General features: G+C 44.8%; 26 protein-coding genes and 1 pseudogene. 22 read left to right on the plus strand and 5 right to left on the minus strand.

The window, feature by feature from the left end:
* Positions 1-73 precede the first annotated feature (73 nt).
* From rpsP to ACG95_RS05880, 18 genes are all read left to right on the plus strand, one after another.
* Complete coding sequence (rpsP, locus tag ACG95_RS05795) at positions 74-346, plus strand: 30S ribosomal protein S16 (protein ID WP_003638633.1); 273 nt, start codon at positions 74-76, stop codon at positions 344-346.
* Positions 347-363: 17 nt separating this feature from the next.
* Complete coding sequence (khpA, locus tag ACG95_RS05800; protein WP_047999611.1) at positions 364-621, plus strand: RNA-binding protein KhpA; 258 nt, start codon at positions 364-366, stop codon at positions 619-621.
* A gap of 536 nt (positions 622-1157) precedes the next feature.
* Entirely contained in the window at positions 1158-1682 is a 525-nt protein-coding gene (gene rimM / locus ACG95_RS05805; RefSeq protein ID WP_047999612.1) for a ribosome maturation factor RimM, read from the plus strand.
* On the plus strand, positions 1682-2422 hold the full coding sequence (trmD, locus tag ACG95_RS05810; RefSeq protein WP_047999613.1) for a tRNA (guanosine(37)-N1)-methyltransferase TrmD: 741 nt from the start codon (positions 1682-1684) through the stop codon (positions 2420-2422). Before rimM ends, trmD begins: the two co-directional genes overlap by 1 nt.
* Positions 2423-2540: 118 nt before the next feature.
* Positions 2541-2897 carry a 50S ribosomal protein L19 gene (rplS, locus tag ACG95_RS05815; protein WP_047999614.1) on the plus strand — a complete coding sequence of 119 codons (357 nt, stop codon included), beginning with the start codon at positions 2541-2543 and terminating at the stop codon, positions 2895-2897.
* Positions 2898-3358: 461 nt separating this feature from the next.
* Complete coding sequence (gene fabZ / locus ACG95_RS05820) at positions 3359-3802, plus strand: 3-hydroxyacyl-ACP dehydratase FabZ (protein WP_047999615.1); 444 nt, start codon at positions 3359-3361, stop codon at positions 3800-3802.
* A gap of 63 nt (positions 3803-3865) precedes the next feature.
* Positions 3866-4843, plus strand: a complete 978-nt coding sequence (locus ACG95_RS05825) for a beta-ketoacyl-ACP synthase III (RefSeq protein WP_047999616.1) — start codon at positions 3866-3868, stop codon at positions 4841-4843.
* A 29-nt stretch (positions 4844-4872) separates the two neighbouring features.
* Complete coding sequence (gene acpP, locus ACG95_RS05830) at positions 4873-5118, plus strand: acyl carrier protein (protein ID WP_047999617.1); 246 nt, start codon at positions 4873-4875, stop codon at positions 5116-5118.
* A 3-nt stretch (positions 5119-5121) separates the two neighbouring features.
* Entirely contained in the window at positions 5122-6051 is a 930-nt protein-coding gene (locus tag ACG95_RS05835) for an ACP S-malonyltransferase (RefSeq protein WP_047999618.1), read from the plus strand.
* The gene (locus ACG95_RS05840) at positions 6044-6769 is read left to right on the plus strand and encodes an SDR family oxidoreductase (protein WP_047999619.1); all 726 of its coding nucleotides are present in this window, start codon (positions 6044-6046) and stop codon (positions 6767-6769) included. The genes ACG95_RS05835 and ACG95_RS05840 overlap by 8 nt, the downstream gene beginning before the upstream one ends.
* Positions 6770-6794: 25 nt before the next feature.
* Complete coding sequence (gene fabF / locus ACG95_RS05845) at positions 6795-8033, plus strand: beta-ketoacyl-ACP synthase II (protein WP_047999720.1); 1239 nt, start codon at positions 6795-6797, stop codon at positions 8031-8033.
* A complete protein-coding gene (locus ACG95_RS05850) occupies positions 8030-8482 on the plus strand; it encodes an acetyl-CoA carboxylase biotin carboxyl carrier protein (protein ID WP_047999620.1) in 453 nt (150 codons plus the stop codon). The genes fabF and ACG95_RS05850 overlap by 4 nt, the downstream gene beginning before the upstream one ends.
* Positions 8479-8892: a 3-hydroxyacyl-ACP dehydratase FabZ family protein gene (locus ACG95_RS05855; RefSeq protein WP_047999621.1), complete on the plus strand. Its 414-nt coding sequence runs from the start codon at positions 8479-8481 to the stop codon at positions 8890-8892. The genes ACG95_RS05850 and ACG95_RS05855 overlap by 4 nt, the downstream gene beginning before the upstream one ends.
* A gap of 15 nt (positions 8893-8907) precedes the next feature.
* Entirely contained in the window at positions 8908-10296 is a 1389-nt protein-coding gene (locus ACG95_RS05860) for an acetyl-CoA carboxylase biotin carboxylase subunit (RefSeq protein ID WP_047999622.1), read from the plus strand.
* Positions 10265-11107 (plus strand): acetyl-CoA carboxylase carboxyltransferase subunit beta, encoded by an 843-nt coding sequence (locus tag ACG95_RS05865; RefSeq protein WP_047999623.1) that lies wholly within the window; start codon positions 10265-10267, stop codon positions 11105-11107. Before ACG95_RS05860 ends, ACG95_RS05865 begins: the two co-directional genes overlap by 32 nt.
* Entirely contained in the window at positions 11100-11870 is a 771-nt protein-coding gene (accA, locus tag ACG95_RS05870) for an acetyl-CoA carboxylase carboxyltransferase subunit alpha (protein ID WP_047999624.1), read from the plus strand. The genes ACG95_RS05865 and accA overlap by 8 nt, the downstream gene beginning before the upstream one ends.
* A 19-nt stretch (positions 11871-11889) precedes the next feature.
* Positions 11890-12648, plus strand: a complete 759-nt coding sequence (fabI, locus tag ACG95_RS05875) for an enoyl-ACP reductase FabI (protein WP_047999625.1) — start codon at positions 11890-11892, stop codon at positions 12646-12648.
* Positions 12648-13205 carry a 4'-phosphopantetheinyl transferase family protein gene (locus ACG95_RS05880; protein WP_047999626.1) on the plus strand — a complete coding sequence of 186 codons (558 nt, stop codon included), beginning with the start codon at positions 12648-12650 and terminating at the stop codon, positions 13203-13205. The genes fabI and ACG95_RS05880 overlap by 1 nt, the downstream gene beginning before the upstream one ends.
* 95 nt (positions 13206-13300) lie before the next feature.
* On the opposite strand, the gene ACG95_RS05885 is transcribed toward ACG95_RS05880, so the two are convergent.
* Positions 13301-13672, minus strand: a complete 372-nt coding sequence (locus ACG95_RS05885; RefSeq protein WP_047999627.1) for a MerR family transcriptional regulator — start codon at positions 13670-13672, stop codon at positions 13301-13303.
* A gap of 111 nt (positions 13673-13783) precedes the next feature.
* Between ACG95_RS05885 and ACG95_RS05890 the strand changes: the two genes are divergently transcribed.
* Positions 13784-14182 (plus strand): carboxymuconolactone decarboxylase family protein, encoded by a 399-nt coding sequence (locus tag ACG95_RS05890; protein ID WP_047999628.1) that lies wholly within the window; start codon positions 13784-13786, stop codon positions 14180-14182.
* Here the strand turns inward: ACG95_RS05890 and ACG95_RS14590 are convergent.
* Positions 14179-14736 (minus strand): annotated as a pseudogene (locus tag ACG95_RS14590) (Rgg family transcriptional regulator); the annotation flags it as partial. The gene ACG95_RS05890 and the pseudogene ACG95_RS14590 overlap by 4 nt on opposite strands.
* A gap of 18 nt (positions 14737-14754) precedes the next feature.
* Positions 14755-15048, minus strand: coding sequence for a helix-turn-helix domain-containing protein (locus tag ACG95_RS14595; protein ID WP_047999630.1), 294 nt, complete (start codon positions 15046-15048; stop codon positions 14755-14757).
* Between the two features lie 297 nt (positions 15049-15345).
* Here ACG95_RS14595 and ACG95_RS14190 point away from each other — a divergent pair, with 297 nt between their 5' ends.
* From ACG95_RS14190 to rsgA, 3 genes are all read left to right on the plus strand, one after another.
* Positions 15346-16548: an MFS transporter gene (locus ACG95_RS14190; RefSeq protein ID WP_082137320.1), complete on the plus strand. Its 1203-nt coding sequence runs from the start codon at positions 15346-15348 to the stop codon at positions 16546-16548.
* A 117-nt stretch (positions 16549-16665) separates the two neighbouring features.
* Positions 16666-17178: an acyl-CoA thioesterase gene (locus ACG95_RS05910; RefSeq protein ID WP_047999631.1), complete on the plus strand. Its 513-nt coding sequence runs from the start codon at positions 16666-16668 to the stop codon at positions 17176-17178.
* Between the two features lie 266 nt (positions 17179-17444).
* Positions 17445-18500, plus strand: a complete 1056-nt coding sequence (gene rsgA, locus ACG95_RS05915) for a ribosome small subunit-dependent GTPase A (RefSeq protein ID WP_047999632.1) — start codon at positions 17445-17447, stop codon at positions 18498-18500.
* 103 nt (positions 18501-18603) lie between these two features.
* Here the strand turns inward: rsgA and ACG95_RS05920 are convergent, their stop codons facing one another.
* Both ACG95_RS05920 and ACG95_RS05925 read right to left on the minus strand, forming a co-directional pair.
* Complete coding sequence (locus ACG95_RS05920; RefSeq protein ID WP_053072698.1) at positions 18604-20151, minus strand: LPXTG cell wall anchor domain-containing protein; 1548 nt, start codon at positions 20149-20151, stop codon at positions 18604-18606.
* Between the two features lie 299 nt (positions 20152-20450).
* Positions 20451-20999, minus strand: a complete 549-nt coding sequence (locus ACG95_RS05925; protein WP_047999633.1) for a TetR/AcrR family transcriptional regulator — start codon at positions 20997-20999, stop codon at positions 20451-20453.
* Positions 21000-21049 lie beyond the last annotated feature (50 nt).

Raw genomic sequence — 21049 nt, forward strand, 5'->3', positions numbered from 1 at the left:
GAAAAAAACCTTTACAAGCTATTGATTTACTGGTTATATTATTATCTGTTAAAGAATTTCGGGAGGTGTTTACATGTCAGTCAAGATTCGTTTAAAGCGAATGGGTTCTAAGAAAAACCCATTTTACCGGATTGTTGTCGCAGACTCACGTTCACCACGTGATGGTCGTTTTATCGCCCAAGTCGGCACATACAACCCACTTACAGAACCAGCCCAAGTTAAGCTTGAAGAGGAAGATATCCTCGGTTGGTTGAACAACGGTGCGCAACCTTCAGATACGGTTAAGAACATTTTATCTAAAGCCGGTATCATGAAGAAGTACCACGAAGCTAAGTTCACTAAATAATAAAGCGGTAATAGATCATGGCAGATATTAAAGCTTTAATCATTACGGTCGTAACTCCGTTGGTTCAGTATCCAGATGATATCAAAGTTAGCTTCAAGGAAACGACGCGTTATCTTGAATATAACTTAACGGTTAATCCCGAAGATATCGGACGAATTATTGGTCGGCAGGGCCGGGTTGCTACGGCAATTCGCACGATCGTGTATAGTGTCCGAGTTTCAGGACCTAAACGCGTCCGACTTACGATCGAAGACGGACAATCAAAAAACTCTTGAGCGAAGCAGCAATGTTTTGTTTAAGAGTTTTTTATTATCTAAAATCTAAAGTTTAAAGACTAAAACCTAGTTATAGACTCTCGCCTCCGGTGGTCAGTACTAGCTCAGCTGTGGGACCGGGTCAAGCCTGAGAAACGGTCTTGACCCTCGCCTTGGTCCTCGGCACAATTCGCCAATGACCAATGACCAATGACCAATGACCAATGACCAAGGGCGTCCGTGGTGTAAGTCCGGTGACAAACCACACCGAACTAACGCCACTTTCACAATACCGCTAGTACTGCCCACCTCCGGCTAAATTGAGTGAGGATGGTTAACCTTAGTTCAGATTAGGAGAGAAACTAGGCGTCAATAATTAGTTTCAATTTGGGCGATTTTTAGCCGGTCATCTAGCTGGTAGAGAGTTCGATTGGGCTATTTTAGAATTTTTAACTTTTAGATTACAAAAACACTAGTCGGTTGGGCGAACACTTTAGCGTTAACTTCCCGAATCTGATAAAATATAAATAAATATTGTGCAAATAAAGGAGAATTCAATGGACTATTATCGTATAGGAACACTTGTTAATACGCATGGTATTCGTGGTGACGTCAAAGTGATGGTTATTACGGATTTCCCTGAAGAACGATTCAAGAAGGGGAAACAAATCATCCTTTTTGAAAAGCCAGAAGCGACAACTGGCGGCGTTACCATGACAATTAGTAAAGCCCGGGAACAAAAAGGCTTATACTTTTTGACGCTTGAAGGTATTACTAACATTAATGATATTGAGAAATACAAAGGCTGGACGATTAAGGTGCCTGCAGAGGCCCTTCATGCGTTACCAGAGGGCGAATACTACTACCATCAGATCATTGGCCTAAAAGTCGTTACAACAGCTGGTGAGACCTTAGGAAAGATCAAGGAGATCTTAGCACCTGGTGCAAACGATGTCTGGGTCGTTCAACGCGAACACGGTGCATCTGATGTCTTATTACCAAAGATTCCGCAAGTTATTAAGACGGTTGATTTAGAAGCCGGCGTTGTAACTGTTGAATTGATGGAAGGGCTGATCGATTAATGCAAATTGATATTTTAAGCCTCTTTCCAGATATGTTTGAAGGGCCACTACACGCGTCGATGATCGGTAATGCAATTGAAAATGAGCGGATCAACGTGGATGTCACCAATTTCCGCGATTACACGACCGACAAGCATAATCATGTCGATGACTATCCTTACGGTGGTGGCGCGGGAATGCTGCTGCAACCACAGCCAGTCTTTGATGCGTTGGCTGCAGTTCAGGAAAAACACCCAGCACCTGGTCGAGTTATTTTACTTGATCCAGCCGGGGTTCAGTTCAATCAGCGGGTCGCTGAGGACTTTGCTAAGGAAGAACACTTGACGTTCATCTGTGGTCACTACGAAGGCTATGACGAACGGATTCGCTCACTAGTTACCGATGAGGTCTCTTTAGGCGATTACGTTCTAACTGGTGGTGAACTAGGGGCGATGGTCATGATCGATGCGACCGTCCGCCTATTACCTGGTGTACTTGGTAATGCAGAGTCAGCACCTGGCGACTCATTTTCAAGTGGCTTGCTAGAGTATCCGCAATATACGCGTCCTGCTGATTTTCGTGGCATGAAAGTCCCAGATGTTCTGTTAAGCGGTGATCACGGTAAGGTTGATGATTGGCGGCTTGCCCAAGCATTAAAACGCACTTATGAGCGCCGTCCTGACATGCTGGAGAATTTGCCATTATCAGGTAAGGCCCGCCAGATGTTAGCTGACTTACAGGATGAATCAACTGAGGGTTAAATAAAACTTGCATGCTAGTTGGTGAATATGGTATTCTATTCATTGGCTATTATGCCCACAAACGATATTCCGCTGACCAAAGCTGTCACGAATGTCGGCGAAAGGAAGATATATACTTATGCGTCAAAACCAATTGATCGAAAAGCTCACCAACGAACAACTCCGTACGGATATCCCTGATTTCCGTGCCGGTGATACTGTTCGTATCCACGCCCGTGTCGTTGAAGGCACTCGCGAACGTATCCAATTATTTGAAGGTGTGGTTATCAAACGCCACGGTTCAGGTATCAGCGAAACTTATACTGTTCGTAAGATCAGTAACGGTGTCGGTGTTGAACGTACCTTCCCATTACACACACCACGTGTTGCTGCCATTGACGTTGTTCGTCAAGGTCGTGTACGTCGTGCTAAGTTGTACTACTTACGTGAATTACACGGTAAGGCTGCCCGGATCCCAGAACGTCGTCGGGGCTAAATTACAACTAAAAAAGTTACAATCAGTAGCGTAAGCTAAGGTTGTGACAACAAAGAATCGGTTGACTGCTTCGGTGGTCAGCCGATTTTTTGTTACATAATTGAATGAATCACTTATGTTGAAGAAGCTCGTCATGGATTAGACAAATCATCTGATCCATGACGGGCTTTTTTGCGTTAATGAGTGTTTTTTTGATGAATCCGTAGCATCATTTAGACGTTATAAACTTTATAGTCCACCAGTTAGCCGATTTAAAACAATCGTAAAAAACGAGGGCAGATTGACATGTAAATTGGAAATTATTTCAAAAAATAATAGTGTCCATAAACGCAATGTTATCAGTATTTGTGAGTTACGTGAAACATCACACTATGAATTAAACTGCTAACGTCAATTGACAATGTTTTGCCAGATGAGTAACTTAATGCCATTCCCGAAACGGGTGAAAGGAGCAACTAAAAATGAGTGTGTTAGAAGCAAGCGAAATTATGCAATTGATTCCCAACCGTTATCCAATTTTATTTATGGACCGGGTGGATGAACTCGAACCTGGTGAGTCCATCGTTGTCACTAAAAATGTCACGATCAACGAAGAATTCTTCCAAGGCCACTTCCCGGGTAATCCAGTCATGCCAGGTGTACTGATCATTGAAGCCCTCGCGCAGGCCGCTTCAATCTTAATTCTAAAATCTGAAAAATTTAAAGGTAAGACGGCCTATTTAGGTGCCATTAAGGATGCCAAGTTTCGTAAGGTGGTCCGTCCAGGTGATGTGCTGAAACTACACGTTCAGATGACTAAACAGCGCGCTAACATGGGCACGGTCAGTTGCCAAGCAATGGTCGGTGATCAAGCCGCCTGTACGGCTGACCTGACGTTTATCGTTGGGAAAGCAGATCAACCTTAGAAAGGTGGCCTAGGTCGACTGCTGATTTTTGTTCAATGGACGCAATCAGCGTTGATGATAACCATGACAGCTAATTTTTCTATCTTAACGAGTGCCAAGGCACTGCCTAAAACTAGAGTTACTAATCAGGACTTAACCACCCTGATGCCAACCTCCGATGAGTGGATCACGCAGCGAACTGGTATTAAGACACGGTACGTTGCCACTGATGAGACGACAACCAGCCTTGCCGTTTCAGTGGCAGCCCAGTTACTAGCTCAGAGTGAGTTGTTGGCAACCGAGATTGATCTAATCGTGGTCGCAACCATGTCACCCGATTACTTGACCCCAGCCACGGCGACCCAAGTGCAAGCGGCAATTGGTGCGACTAATGCAGTGGCGTTCGATATCAATGCGGCGTGTGCTGGCTTTGTCTACGGAATGCAAGTAGTCCATCACTATTTACAACCAGGGCAGACGGCGATGCTGATTGGTAGTGAAACGCTCAGCCGGTTAGTCGACTGGCATGATCGCAATACGGCTGTTCTGTTTGGCGATGGCGCGGGCGGTATGTTGATTACCAATGATCCTGCGGCAACGACCGGTAAGTGGCTTGGAAGCCAGTACGCGACGTTTGGGGCGGATGGTCACTACTTGACGGCGGGGCAGATGCCAACCGTTAATCCGTGGACGACAACAGCTGAGTCAGCCAACTGGTTTTTTCAAATGAACGGGCGGCGCGTTTATGACTTTGCGACTAAACAGGTGCCGCGTTCAATCGAGCAAGCACTGGGTCAAGCGCAGTTAACACCAGCAGCAATCAGTACCTTTATTCTGCACCAAGCTAATGCGCGGATTATCACAAGTGTGGGAAAGCAACTCGATCTAAGTACCGCGCAGTTGCCGATGAATATGGCACGCTACGGCAATACAGCGGCCGCTAGTGAACCGATTCTATTTTCGGAATTAGTTGCGAATAAGCAACTACAACGAGGTGCCAAACTAGTCTTTACTGGCTTTGGTGGTGGTCTCTCAGTGGGTAGTGCCGTCATTGAATACTAAATAACTAACTTTATCTGGAGGAATTTAAAATGCAAACAACTGAAATTTTTGAACAAGTTAAAAAGATGATCGTGGAACAACTCGATGTGGAAGCTAGTAAGATTACGATGACGACTAATTTTGCGGATGACTTAGCCTTAGATAGCTTGGATGTCTTTGAAGTAATCGACCAGATTGAAGACGAGTATGACCTAGAGATCGAAACGGACGATGCCTTGGCAACGGTTGGTGATCTGGTCAATTACGTGGCTAGTCACAAAGCCACTGAGGATTAGCGAATGAAAGCGGCAGTTTTATTCAGTGGGCAAGGTCAACAGTTTGCTGAAATGGGTGCGGACTTCTATCAGACTGAACCAATCTATCGCCAAACCATCGATGAAGCAAACTTGCAATTGGACTGGGATTTGTGTGAACCGGCGGACTGGTTTGAAAATGCCGAACGTGTTCCCGTAGCGATTACGGCCATGAACGTTGGCTTATATCGTTTGTTGACGACGGTATTACCGCATCCCGGTGTGCTAAGCGGATTGAGTTTAGGCGAATACGGGGCGCTGATTGCATCCGGTGCTTTATCGTTGAATGCTGGTCTCAAACTAGTGGCGGATCGTGCTCGTTATATGCAGCGGGCTAGCCTGCAACGACCGGGGCAATTGGTGGCGGCATTGAAAGTAACACCTGAATTAGTAGCGGCTGCTTGTCAGGCTGCTAAGCGTGTTGGCGAGGCCTATCCGGCTAATTATAATTTAACCGATCAAATTGTGATTGGTGGAGATTTGGCTGGTATTCAGGCGGCTACAGCCTATTTGAAGGCTCACGGAATTAAACGGGTGGTGCCATTAGCAGTAGCCGTTGCGTCACATACACCATTAATGACTAGCGCTAGTGAAGCGTTAGCCAAACGATTACAATTTGTTGACGTGCATGTTCCCCAAGTCCCTGTGATCAGTAATACGACAGTGGCGCCGTTTACTAAGGCAACGTTAAAGCCGACACTAGTCGAACAGCTAGTTGAACCCACTCATTTTTCAGCGTGTTTGAAACGTATTGAAAAATACGAAGTGGATACGGTGATTCAGATTGGTCCGGGCAATAACCTGGCTAAATTTGCTAAACAGACGTTACCAGGAACGACGGTTTGGTCGATTGAGCATAGTGATGATTGGCAAGCACTAGGTCAAAGTATTGCGGAGGTACATTTATATGGATGATGATGTGATTCTAGTAACGGGAGCGGCTAAAGGGATTGGTCTAGCGACGGTTAAACAATTGGCGCCGCATGTCTCACAAGTTGTCTTAAATGTGCACCACGCAATTGAAGCGGATGAATGGACAGCCTTAACAGCTGAATTTTCAAATGTTACTCAGTTGGTTGGTGACGTCAGTGATGAAAGTATTGCGGCAGAACTAGTTGCAACGGTGATTGATCAATTTGGTCGCTTGGACGGATTAGTGAATAATGCCGGAATAACTAAAGATCAGTTATTGACGCGTATGTCGACAACGGACTTTACAACAGTTTTACAAACTAATCTCGTGGGAACTTTCAATATGACGAAGTTCGCTTTGAAAATCATGCAGAAACAACGTCGAGGTGCAATCGTAAACGTTGCGAGTGTGGTTGGGTTGCATGGCAATCTTGGTCAGGCCAATTATGCAGCTAGTAAGGCTGGCATTATCGGTTTGACTAAGACAACGGCCCTGGAAGGTGCGCGTCGGCAGATTCGTTGTAATGCGATCGCACCCGGAATGATTACCACGGACATGACGGCTCAATTAAATGAACGCGTAACGGATGCAGCGTTGGCTTCAATTCCATTACAACGTTTCGGAACCCCGGCAGAAGTTGCCCAAGCGATTGAATTCTTACTGTACCAGCCCTATTTAACGGGCCAAGTCCTCACGGTGGACGGTGGTATGACGATTTAGATCTGGATGAGGAGGATTTTGAATGATGACACAGCAGCGAGTAGTCATTACTGGAATGGGAGCTGTAACCCCATTAGGTAATACTGTAAATGAATTTTTAGATGGGATTTTTGATAGTCGGGTTGGACTGGGACCAATTACTAAGTTTGATGCTAGCCAGACTGGTATTAGTGTTGCGGGTGAAGTTAAAGACTTACAACCCGAATTACGGCTATCAAAGAAGTTAGCTAAGCGGCTAGATTTATTTTCGGTCTATGGGATGTATAGTGCCGCTGAAGCGATGGAACAAGCCGGTTTAACAGCGGCAGGTGCAATAGACCCAGAACGTTTGGCCGTGATTTATGGTTCAGGAATCGGTGGTTTAACGACGATTGAAGCGCAAGTCATCAAGATGCACACGAAGGGGCCTAAACGAGTATCCCCACTGTTCGTACCGAATTCAATCGTCAACATGGTGGTTGGTAATATTGCGATGCAGTTCAATGCGCAGAATACCAGCCAAGCGATTGTGACGGCCTGTGCTTCGGCAACCAATGCGATTGGTGATGCTTATGAATATCTGAAACAAGGCAAGGCTGATGCAGTCATTACGGGTGGTGCTGAAGCCTCAGTTAATCAGATTGGGATTGCGGGTTTTGCGGCATTGACCGCCTTATCAAAAGCAAGTGATCCAACGAAAGCTTCGTTACCATTTGATCAGGATCGCCAAGGTTTTGTGATGGGTGAAGGTGCCGGTACGTTAGTCTTAGAGACCTTGGAACATGCCCAAGCACGTGATGCTAATATTCTAGGCGAAATCGTGGGCTATGGCACGACTAGTGATGCCTATCATATGACGGCGCCACGACCAGATGGTGCTGGTGCCAAACGGGCGATGCAACAAGCCATTGACGAAGCTGGTATCACACCGAGTGATGTTGATTACATCAATGCCCATGGGACGGCAACGGCTGCCAATGATTCGGCGGAAGCACAAGCAATCGATGATTTGTTTGATTGCCATACGCAAGTTAGCAGTACTAAAGGAATGACGGGACACCTCTTGGGTGCAGCGGGTGCCATTGAGGCGATTGCCACAATCGGTGCACTACAGCGCAATCAGTTGCCAGTCAATGTTGGTTGTATACAGCAAGATCAAGCATGCCCAGTCAATTTAGTAAATAAGGCAACGGCTAAAACGGCAGCGACGTACGCATTGAGTAATTCCTTTGGTTTTGGTGGTCACAATGCGGTTATCGCATTTAAAAAGTGGGTGAACGAATGAGTATGACGGATTCTGAAATGATGGCAGCGCTGATTGATCGTTTTGACGCCTCTACAGCACAAGTATTAGACGTCAAAACGGCAGCATTTGACTTACATTTAAATAAACAGTCGACAAGCACTACCGAAGTGCAACCAGGTATAACTAAGATGCCGACTGCGCAATTAGCAACAACTGAATCTTCGGTGAAGTCAGATACGCAGCAAATCGTGAAGGCACCCTTAGTCGGTGTCGCCTACTTGGCAGCTGATCCAAAACAGGCTCCTTATGTTCAAGTTGGTGATCAGGTGAAAGCCGGTGACACGCTCTGTGTGATTGAAGCGATGAAGATGATCAACGAAGTACCTAGCCCAGTCAGTGGAATTGTTAAAAAGATTACAGTGACGAATGGCAGCATGATTGAATTTGATGAACCTTTAATGACGATTGAAATGGTGGCGGATGAATGAAAGCTAGTGCGATAATTCCCCAACGCTATCCATTACAATTACTGGATCGAATTATTGAGGTGGAGCCAGGTGTTCAGGCAGTCGCAGAAAAGTTAACGACGATCAATGAGTGGTTTTTCAAAAGTGCCACGATGACGGGGCAAGTGTTGTTACGACCTGTATTATTGGAAATTTTAGCTCAGACGGGTGTTGTCGCGCTCTTGTCATTGCCAGAACATCACGATCAAAATGTCTTCTTCGGTGGCATTAAACAAGCCGACTTTTATACGGATGTGCGTCCCGGTGATCAGTTAACAGCAACGGTCACCTTAACGAAATTAAAGCATCAAATCGGTCGCGGTCATGGGGTGATTGAATGTGATGGCAAAATGATTGCCAGCGCCGATTTGACCTTTGTCATTCAGCCTTAAAGGAGGGTTAGTGCAGTGTTTAAGAAAGTATTAGTGGCTAACCGGGGTGAAATTGCGGTTCAAATCATTCGAGCCTTACACGAGATGTCGATTCAGGCAGTCGCAATCTACTCGGTGGCGGATCAAGATAGTTTATTTGTTCAACTAGCTGATGAAGCGGTCTGCATCGGGGCTGGTCCAGTAAACGAGTCATACCTCAATATGCAAGCAATAATCAGTGCGGCTAATTTAACCGGGTGCCAAGCGATTCACCCCGGTTATGGCTTTTTGTCAGAGAACGCAACGTTCGCTACGCTATGTCAGGCTTGCCAGTTAACATTTATTGGTCCTGATGCCGACGTTATTGCACAAATGGGTGATAAGGCAACGGCACGACAGACGATGAAGCAACTAGGTGTCCCAGTTATTCCGGGTAGTATCACTATTTTGAGTACGGTGACCGATGCATTAGCGAGCGCACAACAGTTAGGTTACCCGGTTATGATTAAGGCTACGGCTGGTGGTGGCGGTAAGGGTATTCGGGTGGTAAATGATGAGCAGGCATTGGCACAGGCTTTTCAAACAGCTAAACAGGAAGCCAAAGCCTCCTACGATGATGGTCGTTTATACTTGGAAAAAGTGATTGCACCGGCTAAGCACATTGAGGTCCAAGTAATAGCGGATACTCAGGGTCACGTGGTGTATTTACCAGAACGGGACTGTTCGCTACAACGCAACCATCAAAAAGTGATTGAAGAGAGTCCGTGTGCGCTATTAACACCTACTGAACGCCAACAATTGGGTGAATTGGTAGCAGCTGAAACTAAAAAATTGCATTATACAAATACCGGAACGTTTGAATTCTTAATGGATCAACAACATCAATTTTACTTTTTAGAAATGAATACGCGGCTACAAGTTGAGCATACCGTCACGGAAATGGTAACAGGTCTTGAGTTAATTAAGGCCCAGGTATTAGTGGCTGCAAAAATGCCCTTGCCGTTCAGCCAAGATGAGGTTCAAGTTAATGGCGTTGCAATTGAGTGTCGCTTGAATGCGGAAGATCCATACCATGATTTTCGACCACAGCCTGGTCAGATTAAGTCGTTGATCTATCCGATGGGAACACTAGGTGTACGGATTGATGCGGGCGTCGTTGCGGGAAGCACGATTGCGCCGTTCTATGATTCCATGATTGCCAAGGTCATTGTTCATGGCAAGGACCGCAAAACGGCCATCGCTAAAATGCGGCGCTGTTTGGATGAGCTGGTCCTCACCGGTGTTCAAACGAATCGGGAATTTTTATCAGGATTATTAACCAGCGAGGTAGTAAAACAAGCAACCTATACGACGGAATATATTCAGCAAGACTTTTTGAAGGAGTGGTTAACAGATGCCTCAACGCAAATTTCAAGCGCCAACTGAGTATCAGTTAGCGGCTCGTAAGGATCAGATTCCCGATGAATTATTGACACGCTGTCCAGTTTGTCAACAAGATTGCTATACCCAAGATCTAACAGAATTAATGATCTGTCCTAACTGTGATTATGGTTTTCGCTTGCCAGCTTGGCAGCGAATTCGGCAACTGACAACGACTTTTGAGGAACTTGATGCTGTCGTAACTGTCCCTGAGCGATTCGCGGATACTGCTTATCGAGAGAAGATTAAGCGGGCAAAAGCTACCACCGGATTGAATGAGAGTGTCGTGACTGGCTTAGCAACGTTGACTGGCCAGTCGTTTGGTCTTGGTGTGATGGATGCTCATTTTATGATGGGCAGTTTGGGTAGTGCTACGGGAGAAAAAATTACCCGCTTATTTGAAACTTGTACGGCTAAACGATTGCCCGTCGTAATGGTCACCGCATCTGGTGGAGCGCGTATGCAGGAAGGTGCCGCTGCTTTGATGCAGATGGCAAAGATTTCTTCCGCAGTAGTGCAACACCGTGATGCGGGATTATTGTATGTGACAATTTTAACTGATCCAACAACTGGTGGGGTTACAGCAAGTTTTGCGATGCAAGGTGACGTGGTATTGAGTGAACCCCACGCCTTGATTGGTTTTGCCGGTCGCCGAGTGATTGAACAGACCATCCAGCAAACGCCACCGGCTGATTTCCAACGTGCGGAAACGCTATTGGAAAATGGTTGGCTAGACCAAATTGTTACGCGGCCACAATTGCGACTAACGTTAGCGCGCTTGCTGAAATTAACATCGGGAGGGCCATCACATGAATAAAGCAACGGCGTACCAACAAGTTCAAGCGGCACGATCTGCCAACAAGATTAGTATTCAAGAACTGATCGACGGTTTGACTGAAGACTTCTTTGAGTTGCATGGTGACCGTCAACGGGATGATGATCCAGCAGTAATTGCGGGCTTAGCCACGATTGAGTCCCGACCGATTACGATTGTTGGGATTCAAAAGGGACAGGATATTGCGGCGAATCAAGCTCGTCATTTTGGATGTGCAACGCCTAGTGGTTATCGCAAGGCGTTACGAGTGATGCGTCAAGCAGAGCAACTGCACCAACCGGTTTTAGCTTTGATTAACACACCGGGCGCTTATCCGGGTGTTGAGGCAGAATATCAGGGTCAAGGCAGGGCCATTGCGGATTGTTTGCTAGCGGGCCAAAAACTCAAAGTTCCATTCTTAAGCATCATTGTTGGCGAAGGTGGCAGTGGCGGTGCATTAGCGCTCGCGTGTGGTGATCAGGTCTGGATGTTTGCTAACAGCACGTATTCAGTCCTATCACCGGAAGGTTACGCCACGATTCTATGGAAGGACTCGCAACGTGCAGCTGAAGCGGCTGAGCAAATGCGTTTAACGCCGAAAGAATTACTTGCAGATGGCATGATTGAGAGAATTGTACCAGAGGTGACAACGGCTGCAGACTGTGGTGAGTTAAAAGGTGCAGTGGCCGCGACTTTAAAGATGTTAGCTGCTCAACCAGTGGCTACGTTAATAAAAGCTCGGCAAGCGCGTTACCGGAAATTTTAGAGAAGTGAGGAAGATGAAGATGGATGGAATACTGACAGGAAAAACGGTTGTCGTAATGGGCGTGGCTAATCCGCGTAGTATTGCGTGGGGGTGTACGGAGGCACTGTTGGCTCAGGGTGCACAAGTGATACTGACTTATCAAAGTGAGCGCCTCAAGCAGAGCTTGCAGCGTTTTGTTCCAGAGCCTGTACCGCTGATTGAATGTGACGTGGTGGATGATGACAATGTTGATCGAGCATTTGCAACGATTAAGCGCGATTACGGTCAAATTGACGGGGTGATTCACGCCATCGCTTACGCTGACAAGGAGACGCTAGCTGGCGATTTTATTGATACGACTAAGATTGGTTATGATCTAGCGCAAAATATCAGTGCCTATTCGCTGATTGCGATTGCCCGGGCTGCTCGACCGATGATGAAACCCGGTGCTAGTTTAGTCACATTAACTTATTTTGGTTCAGAACGTGCGGTGCCAAATTACAATATGATGGGTGTTGCCAAAGCTGCCTTGGAAGCCAATGTGCGTTACTTAGCACGTGACTTAGGACCTGATCAGATTCGCGTCAATGCGATTTCAGCCGGTGCAGTAAAGACCTTGGCAGTAACTGGGGTTCATGAGCATCAGCAGTTATTGAAGTTATCGCGTAGTATGACGGTCGATGGCGTTGCTGTTAAGACTCGTGAAATCGGTAATGTTGCAGCCTTTTTACTCAGTGATTTGGCGACTGGGATGACCGGTGATGTCATCTACGTTGATAAGGGTGTTCATTTAAGTTAATGACGATACAGTTGAAATGGCACTTATTGCAATTACCAACTAATATCTCGAAAGCGACTGTTAAAAGGATGCAGCGTACGCTTGGTCAGCAACTCGTCCAGCAGTTACAACCAGGATCGTTGGCGTATCACCGGCTAGGCCAGCCCTATTTTGCAGAGCAACCGGAGTTAGGGGTGAGTATCAGTCACACGGAACAATTAGTCGTAGCGGTGGTTGCACCGCATGCAGTTGGGATTGATATCGAGTTTGTGCGACCGCTAGTCTTGGCCAAAATCAGGCGAGCTTTTACTGATGATGAGTGGGCCTATCTACAAACGTTGACAGGCAATGAGCAGTTAAATTGTGTGTGGCGGTTATGGACGATTAAAGAAGCGGTACTTAAACTAATGGGCTGCGGGTTAACGCGGTCACCGCGCAAAGTTGCAGTGCAAGTTCCTCAGTTTGAACGAGCTAATTATAAAAGTTTTGTGTACCAATTGACTTCGCTGCAGTTGCCAGACAGGTATATTGGAACATTAGTACAACTAAAGCAAAAGTGCCATGGTTATGACGACTAAACGTCAACATAACCATGGCACTTGTTGGTGAAAATAATAATTGTTAATATCAATACCCTGAAAATATGGTAATCATGAACAGATGACATGGTGCCTTAGTTGTTGTTGTGATTAGCCATCTTATCTTGATAAAACGCCATTTTTTTATGTAAAAAGGCTAAATCTTGTTGAATGCCCAAAGCTTGCTCATTAAGCCGCTCTTCTTGTATTAACAATAGTTGAAATCGTTCTGACATCGTTTGGTCACCCTGATAACGCAAGGCCGCGTATTTATTGATCTCGTGAATGGGCATACCAGTTTGTTTGAGTCGCTTGATGAATTTGAGCCATTTAACATCATTATCCGTATAGACGCGACGGTTACTAGCGTTGCGTTGAGGTTTTAAAAAGCCGACTTTTTCATAGTAACGTAAAGTATCAATTGAAAAGCCACTGACACGTGCAAATTCACCGATAAAATAAGTCATGATGATTGCCTCCATTAATTAGTTGACTAAGAAAACTGCTGAAAGTTCTTGATGTGGTGTGCACTCCAGGTTCTATGCTTGAGCCATCTTAAGAAATGGAGTGTGATTGAAATGGAAAAGAATCAGCGGTTTGTAGATGGACAGAAGTTATTGGCACAAGTAGATGCGGAAGCAGCCGACAATGTGATGGATTCACTGAAAGTTGTTGCGCCCGATGTCAGTCGGTATATTCTAGAATTTGCGTTTGGTGATATTTATGCCCGTCCAGGCTTGTCTTTGCAGCAACGAGAGATGATTACCCTTACCACACTGCTAACGCAGGGCGATACCGCCGATCAATTAGACGTGCACGTTAACGGGGCGTTAAATGTTGGCTTGAAGCCAGCAACAATTGTAGAAACGGTTATTCAGTGTATCCCATACGTCGGTTTTCCAAAAGTCTTGAATGCGTTAACGGTCATTAAAAAGATCTTGCAGGAACGGCATTTAGTCCCGGATGAATCAAATTAAGCAATTGAGGATGCTGACAAGGCTGTAATACGCCCCTGTAGAGTACGCAACATGTCGGCGTGCTCCGTGAAGCCCAGTTCGTTGAAACGCTCGATGGCTGCTTGGACATTGGCAGGTTGGCCGGTTACTTGTTTGATTAACTCTAAGTAGTAATTGCACATCATGCGATCGTAGGCTTTGCGTGGTGTTCGACTCGTCAGACGGTTCAGTTCGTGGATGTAAAAACGCGCGTCTTGGTAGTGCTGCCGTTCGAGGGCTAGTACGATGCAATTATTAAGAAAGATCGCGACGTCATTTTGATACGTATCGATCTTACTCAAGATTTTAGTCCGCTTGAGTAGAATGGTGAAGGTGGCTCGGATGTATTCACTGCTGAAAATATACAAGCAGTTTGCAAAAATGGCCATCTCAAAATGGCCCCACTGCGTTACGTGTTCCAAATAAGTTTTAATAATTTGAATATCTTCATTAACGTCAAAGATTGCTTTGGCGTTTTTTTGATTCAAAAAGAGTTTTAATTCAATTGATAGGCAGCAGTAATAGAAGTCCTGCGAATCTTTGTATTTGGATTGCTAGTCTAAGATACGCCGTTTAATTTCTAGGTCGCGTTGTTGAATGACATTATCATAAAAGTACTTGGTTGCCAATTCTTTTTCCGTATTAGTGCTGTCATTGAAATAGAATAAATATTCTTGAATCGAAACATTCATCCGTTCCAGGTAGGCAAACAGGATACTAGTTGTAATATCAGTCCGATTATTCTCTAAGGATGAGAGCGTTGTGCGACTGGAAATACCAGCCACCAGCTGAGCCTGAGTGAGACCACGTTCTTGTCGTAATTTTCTAATGAGTTCACCGTGAGTCATCTAGCCACTTCCTTATGACGATTTGCTTTACATCATCATACCGAATTAGATTTTGATTGTAAAATATTGGTATTAGGTTAGTTAATGATTAAAGTAGGTCGGAGTGATGATTACCAGTTAATCGGTACCTAATGGACTAGTGCGAAAGGTGGTTAGTGAATTTCGTCAGTTGAATGACCTATTAAATAATGGAGACTGCAATACGCTGAGTGATTTTAACTGGGTTCAAATATTTGGATACTAGGCAGCGCGAGTAAAGGCATCAATAATTGATGAAGGGAAGTTTTAGCAGTGCAAATGACAGCATTATTAGGCAAACGAGAATTTCGGCACTTCTTTTTAGCGGATATTATTTCCGGTTTCGGAGTCGGGTTAACCACGGTCGGAGCTAATTGGTATGTGTTACAAGTGACACATTCTAACCGACTAGTTGGTCTATATTTGACGGTAAACGTGTTAGCCGGATTTTTAATGGCGCCGTTAGCGGGAATCTTAACGGACCGTCTGTCACGTAAGTCAGTGATTTTATGGACATTTTTAGGTAGGGCGTTACCCATGCTGGTAATTATGTTAGTCATCGGTAAATCAGGGTTTAGTCTCTGGTCAATGGCGATCTTAGCCAGTATTACGGGAGCGGGCTGGATTACTTATATGGCAGCTTCCCGCAGTTATGTGCAGGCAATTTTACCCGTTGCCTTGTTGGGAACAGCCAACGCATTTATTGAGATTTCATTGCAAGTCGGCATGTTTGCGGCGGGGGCCGTGGCAGGGCTGATTCTAAGTTATACGGGTTTTGCCACTGTGCTACTGATTAGTAGTGCGTTATTGCTAATCGCGGCAGGGCTGATTGCAACGATTCCTAAACATGAATCGGTAGTGCCATCAAAAACGGCTGACAGTCAGCAAACTGGGTTTATGGCCGGGATTCGCTATATTGGCAGTCAACGCTTAGTTTTTAGTCTCGGCATGCTGTCGATCTTACCGTTAATCGTGACTCAGCTATTTAACGTGTCGGCTCCGGATTACGTGGTAACCATTTTAAAAGCCAACAGTGTAGTCTACGGGTTGACCGATATGAGTTATGGTATCGGTGGACTGGTAGCCGGATTGATCACGGGATTCTTGATTGCTAAAGTAGCGGAGCGTCGCCTGATTAGTTATCTATTTGGTTTAGCAACGTTGGGATTACTAGTTTTAACGTTAACACGGTTGATTCCCCTAACGCTGATCTGTACGTTTAGTTTGGGGTTGAGTAACTCTGTCTTACGAGTGGTCATCAATACCGTTTTGATGAAACGGGTGGCTTCCGAATACATGGGTCGTACAACGGCAGTCTGGAATGGTACGGCGCAGTTGATCGAAGGGGGTGCTTCTACGTTATTGGGTGTGGTCAATGATACTTGGGGTGCCAATATTGGTTTTCTGGTGATGGCAATGATCATGCTGATTGGCGTTGTATGGAGTGCGAAAGTCCTAAGCAAGGCTCGTATTAGTAGGTAGTGTCTGTGTCAGGTTAATGTGAGTACTCAGGTTAGTTATTATTAACTGGATTATCAGCGTATTTCTGAAAAATTCTAGTATAATTAAGCTTAATAATACTAATGATGAGGTGGACCCATGGAACCGATTAAAATTTCACAGACGTTATCGATCAGCAATCACCGGGTATTTTCAGCGGATCTAAATGAACACGATACGGTGTTCGGTGGCAAAATCTTAGCGACGATCGATGACAATTCGTCGATTGCTGCGTCGCGGGTTGCCCGCATTGAAACAGTCACGGTCTCAGTCGATCAAGTCAATTTTTTATTGCCGTTTCGGTTACAGGATTCCATGTGCGTAGAATCTTATGTGACGGGCGTTGGCCACAGTTCGATTGAGGTCTTTACTAAAATTATTGGCGAACATTTAAAGACGGGTGAACGATTCTTAGGTTTAACCTGCTTTTCAACATTTGTTGTGACGGATCGTCAGGTGACGCTACCAGCGCTAGTAGCGGATAAGTCTGAATATGAATTTGTGTCCCAAGGCTATGCGCAGCGGCAGAGTGAACGCTTAGCTAAGTTAAAACAGCAGCAAGCCTTCAATTCCCATATCAGTGTTGAGTTGCCGTGGCAATCAGAAGACTAGTTGCAGATTGATTGACAAAGTTAGTGCCGCCTGTTAAATTTAGCTTATTAAATACAGGAGGGGTGTCTTATGTCGGTCGTTTATTAGGGCGTTGTTGAACGAAAAAAGTGAGTTAGACTCGCTTAGTTTCGTGTACCCTAATGTGAACGAAAAGCCGACGGAATAAGATATTCCGATGACGGATTTTTTGCGACCATAGTAGGATACTATTGTGGTCGCTTTTTTGTTTCACAAGGGTTAGTCACTTTGTGAAAGGATTTATAACATTGACAATTAATTTAAATAAATATGGTTTAACTGAAGCTTTACAACTCACTGCTAAGCAGGCACAACCTTTACAATTAGGGCGGGTGATCGAACAACACCGTGAATTGTACCGAGTAATCAGTGCGACCGGTGAGTACCGCGCGCAAGTTACAGGAAAGCTCGCGCATCAACTAACAGCCACCACGGCGTTTCCAGTAGTCGGTGATTGGGTCTTGATGATGGTCACGGATCATGAATCAGCGGTAATTGAACAGGTACTACCACGACAGAGTGCCTTGGCACGTGGCGTAGTTAACGGTCGGGATGGCCAACTCATTGCGACTAATATCAACACGATTTTTATCTGTATGTCGTTGAATGCCGATTTTAACGTGCGACGGATGGAACGTTATCTGACGATTGCCTGGGACAGTGGTGCGGTGCCCGTCATTGTTTTGACTAAGGTTGATTTGTGTGATGATCTACCGGAAAAGTTACGACTGTTAGCTGATGCTAGTATGGGTGTAGATACGGTAATTTGCTCCGCAACCACGGGTCAGGGGTTCACTGACTTACTACGTTATCTTGGTTCAGGCCAAACAGTTGCGCTAGTCGGTTCATCTGGTGTCGGCAAGTCAACCTTGATTAACTACTTGCTGGGTACTGACGTGATTTTAACGAATACGATTCGCGAAGATGATAGCAAGGGGCGTCATACAACGACCAGTCGACAATTATTACCATTGCCAACTGGTGCTTGTGTGATTGATACTCCGGGAATGCGAGAGTTACAGATTTACATCGGTAATGTTGATCAGACTTTTGCTGAAATTACGGCATTATCAATGGGCTGTAAGTTCAATGATTGTACGCATACGAGTGAGCCTGGATGTGCAGTTCTGGCTGCACTTGCAGCGGGTGAATTGACATCAGGGCGGTTGCAAAGTTATCACAAGTTGCAACGAGAAGTCAGTTATCAGGGACTTAACTCACGCCAATTAGAGCAGGAAAAGTTGAACCGCATGTTTGGTGGTAAAAACGTGATGAAGCAGGTTAAGCAGCGAAGTCGCCACTAAGTAGTTGACGTTAATAGGAATTAAAATGAGCCCCGTAAATTAAGTCTTTTGACCTAATTTACGGGGCTTACTTTTGAATGAAACAAGTAATGGCTTCTAAATATTAATGCTTAGTGGTTACAGCAAACTTCTTAAAGATTAAGGACATGGTCATCAAGATGATGAATAGGGTAGCACCGATTACTTGTAGTGCTGCTGACTTATTCTCATCAGTTTGTGGTAATTGTTTGGCATTTTTGCTAACGTACTGACTTGGCGTCGGCTGATTGATAACTTTACGTTCCGATGCCTTGTTAGTTTGAGTTGTCGCAGTATCGCTATTATCGTTAGCTGAATTGGTATTTTTGGCACTGGTACTTGATGAACTCAAACCTGTGTTATCTGAACTCGTGGTTGTCGAAGGCTTAATTGATGAAGTGTTAGTATTCGTATTTGACGAGCTGTTAGAGTTTAAACTCGATGATTCTGGTTTGGAAGAATCCTTTGAACTAGAACTAGAAGAACTAGGTTCGGTTGAGCTATTTGAGCTAGAGCTTGAAGAACTAGATTCTGACGAATTGCTAGAACTGGAACTTGAGGAACTAGATTCAGATGAGCTACTTGAACTAGAACTTGAAGAGCTAGATTCGGATGAACTACTTGAACTAGAACTAGAAGAACTGGATTCGGACGAGCTACTTGAGCTAGACTCATTTCCTGAACCTGAGCCCGAGCTACCAGATGAAGAGGTGCTACCAGTAATGGTAATTGGTCCGCCACCATTACCGTCAGTACCCCATGACATGGTTGCAGCGTTCTTGAATTTGTAGCCGCTTGGTACTAATTCCATGTCATCAATGGTGGTGTAGTAGTCGATAATCATCAACTGATCAATGTTGTCGTTGAACTTGAAGTCGAAACCGTCGTCACGATAAGCAACGTTGTAGTCGCTGCTGGACATTTGTTGGCCACGTTTATATGAGTTGGCTGAAGTCCAAGTTCCGTAAGATACGGTTACGCCTTCGATCATTGACTGATTGTCGCCAACCGTGTCTGAAATCTTGACGTTGCTCATTTCAACTTCGCTACGGTTAACTAAAATTGTCCATTTAATCGTACCGTCATCCTGAATCGTTCCTTTTTTAGAAATGGGATCAGGATTAGGGACGATGTTGATGGTTGAGGAATCATAACCGGATTCATCATTTGATGGGAACTTAATCGTTTGTTCGCCATCCGTTGAGCCAGCATACTTAGTGGCAATATCCAAATGCATGCTTGCATCCGTCTTACCAGCACCAGCGGCGTTGACAGTCACCGTAACCACGCCACCGTTAACAACCCCGGTTCCAATTACGGTACCAGTGTCATCGGTAACGTCGAAGGTTTCGCCTTCACTAGCAGTTTTCAGTTCACTAGGTAGTTGAATCTGAATGGTGTCACCTTCAGCTAAAGTCACGTCAGGAAAACTTAGATCATAGTGCACCTTGATGGTACTAGCATGTGAAAAGTCAGGTCCGTTACTGACGTACGCCTTATCAACGTACTTTGAACTCTGAGTCGTATCGATCGTGGAAGCAGCGTGAATCGTAGCTCGCAGATTGAGAACGCCAAAGAATAAAGTGAATGCTGACAGCAAGGTCAATAATTGCAACAGTCTCTTTTTAAACAAAAAATCTCCCCCTTTTATGCTCATTATATAGCAATGTTGTAAGGGGGTACATATTAGAAATGTATTTTTAATGCTCAATTTATGTGTTCACAATATAATCAATAAGCTGGTTTGATGAGTAAACAGCTAGATTGTTTGCCAGGCATAGTAGTTAACTCATTTGCTTGAGTTGCAGGGGCTATCCGTTGATTAAATTAAACATTGAACCATGACAACGTCTGGAATGTGCGTGCTGACTATTTTAGTTTTGATGTTATTGAATCGATATAATTAATTTATTTTTTAGATTATTCAGACGATCACTTATCTGAATGATTTTGACGGGTGGCAAAACTGGCAACTAGTTGGCCCAAGTACTGAGGTGTTTCAACCATCCCATTTTGGAGCCAAGTAGTCAATACATTCACGACCGCACCTGAGAAATAGGCTAAGTAATAGGGACGCTGGATTGTTTTTGAATGTTTAGGAATACGTTCTTGTTTCAGCAGTAACGTATTCACAGTTTGAAAACTTTCAATAATGATATTAAGTTTACCGTTATTAATCAGTAATTGATTGGTTGAGGCCATTTGTTGCATCAGGGTGAAGTAATGGGTCATAAAGGTGGAAAGGTTCAGTTGAGATTGGTGGGGCAATTTGTGCAAGTATTCAAGCATAGCTTGTTCCTGATAGGCCAAAATGATTTGATCAAAACTAGTGAAGTTGCGGTAGAAGTAGGTTCGTGAGACGTGTGCGTGCTGGCATAGTTCGGTAATCGAAATGTCAGTTAATGGTTTTTGTGACATCAGTTGTAGTAAAGCTTCATAGGTAGCCGTTAAGTTTTGTTGTTTGCGGTCTTGTGGGTTCAATGTTTACAAAATCTCCCTTTATGTAACCTAAGTATTTATCTTTGTTCATC

It is taken from the genome of Lactiplantibacillus herbarum (genome assembly GCF_001039045.1).
GTDB lineage: Bacteria > Bacillota > Bacilli > Lactobacillales > Lactobacillaceae > Lactiplantibacillus > Lactiplantibacillus herbarum.

Coding starts and splice junctions, on each gene's coding strand:
- rimM (WP_047999612.1), top strand. CDS start 1,158: ATGGACTATTATCGTATAGGAACACTTGTTAATACGCATGGTATTCGT.
- ACG95_RS05910 (WP_047999631.1), top strand. CDS start 16,666: ATGGAACCGATTAAAATTTCACAGACGTTATCGATCAGCAATCACCGG.
- ACG95_RS05885 (WP_047999627.1), bottom strand. CDS start 13,672: ATGACTTATTTTATCGGTGAATTTGCACGTGTCAGTGGCTTTTCAATT.
- accA (WP_047999624.1), top strand. CDS start 11,100: ATGAATAAAGCAACGGCGTACCAACAAGTTCAAGCGGCACGATCTGCC.
- ACG95_RS14190 (WP_082137320.1), top strand. CDS start 15,346: ATGACAGCATTATTAGGCAAACGAGAATTTCGGCACTTCTTTTTAGCG.
- ACG95_RS05880 (WP_047999626.1), top strand. CDS start 12,648: ATGACGATACAGTTGAAATGGCACTTATTGCAATTACCAACTAATATC.
- ACG95_RS05865 (WP_047999623.1), top strand. CDS start 10,265: ATGCCTCAACGCAAATTTCAAGCGCCAACTGAGTATCAGTTAGCGGCT.
- ACG95_RS05890 (WP_047999628.1), top strand. CDS start 13,784: ATGGAAAAGAATCAGCGGTTTGTAGATGGACAGAAGTTATTGGCACAA.
- ACG95_RS05825 (WP_047999616.1), top strand. CDS start 3,866: ATGACAGCTAATTTTTCTATCTTAACGAGTGCCAAGGCACTGCCTAAA.
- fabI (WP_047999625.1), top strand. CDS start 11,890: ATGGATGGAATACTGACAGGAAAAACGGTTGTCGTAATGGGCGTGGCT.
- fabF (WP_047999720.1), top strand. CDS start 6,795: ATGACACAGCAGCGAGTAGTCATTACTGGAATGGGAGCTGTAACCCCA.
- ACG95_RS05835 (WP_047999618.1), top strand. CDS start 5,122: ATGAAAGCGGCAGTTTTATTCAGTGGGCAAGGTCAACAGTTTGCTGAA.
- acpP (WP_047999617.1), top strand. CDS start 4,873: ATGCAAACAACTGAAATTTTTGAACAAGTTAAAAAGATGATCGTGGAA.
- ACG95_RS05855 (WP_047999621.1), top strand. CDS start 8,479: ATGAAAGCTAGTGCGATAATTCCCCAACGCTATCCATTACAATTACTG.
- fabZ (WP_047999615.1), top strand. CDS start 3,359: ATGAGTGTGTTAGAAGCAAGCGAAATTATGCAATTGATTCCCAACCGT.
- rplS (WP_047999614.1), top strand. CDS start 2,541: ATGCGTCAAAACCAATTGATCGAAAAGCTCACCAACGAACAACTCCGT.
- ACG95_RS05850 (WP_047999620.1), top strand. CDS start 8,030: ATGAGTATGACGGATTCTGAAATGATGGCAGCGCTGATTGATCGTTTT.
- rpsP (WP_003638633.1), top strand. CDS start 74: ATGTCAGTCAAGATTCGTTTAAAGCGAATGGGTTCTAAGAAAAACCCA.
- ACG95_RS05840 (WP_047999619.1), top strand. CDS start 6,044: ATGGATGATGATGTGATTCTAGTAACGGGAGCGGCTAAAGGGATTGGT.
- khpA (WP_047999611.1), top strand. CDS start 364: ATGGCAGATATTAAAGCTTTAATCATTACGGTCGTAACTCCGTTGGTT.
- ACG95_RS14595 (WP_047999630.1), bottom strand. CDS start 15,048: ATGACTCACGGTGAACTCATTAGAAAATTACGACAAGAACGTGGTCTC.
- trmD (WP_047999613.1), top strand. CDS start 1,682: ATGCAAATTGATATTTTAAGCCTCTTTCCAGATATGTTTGAAGGGCCA.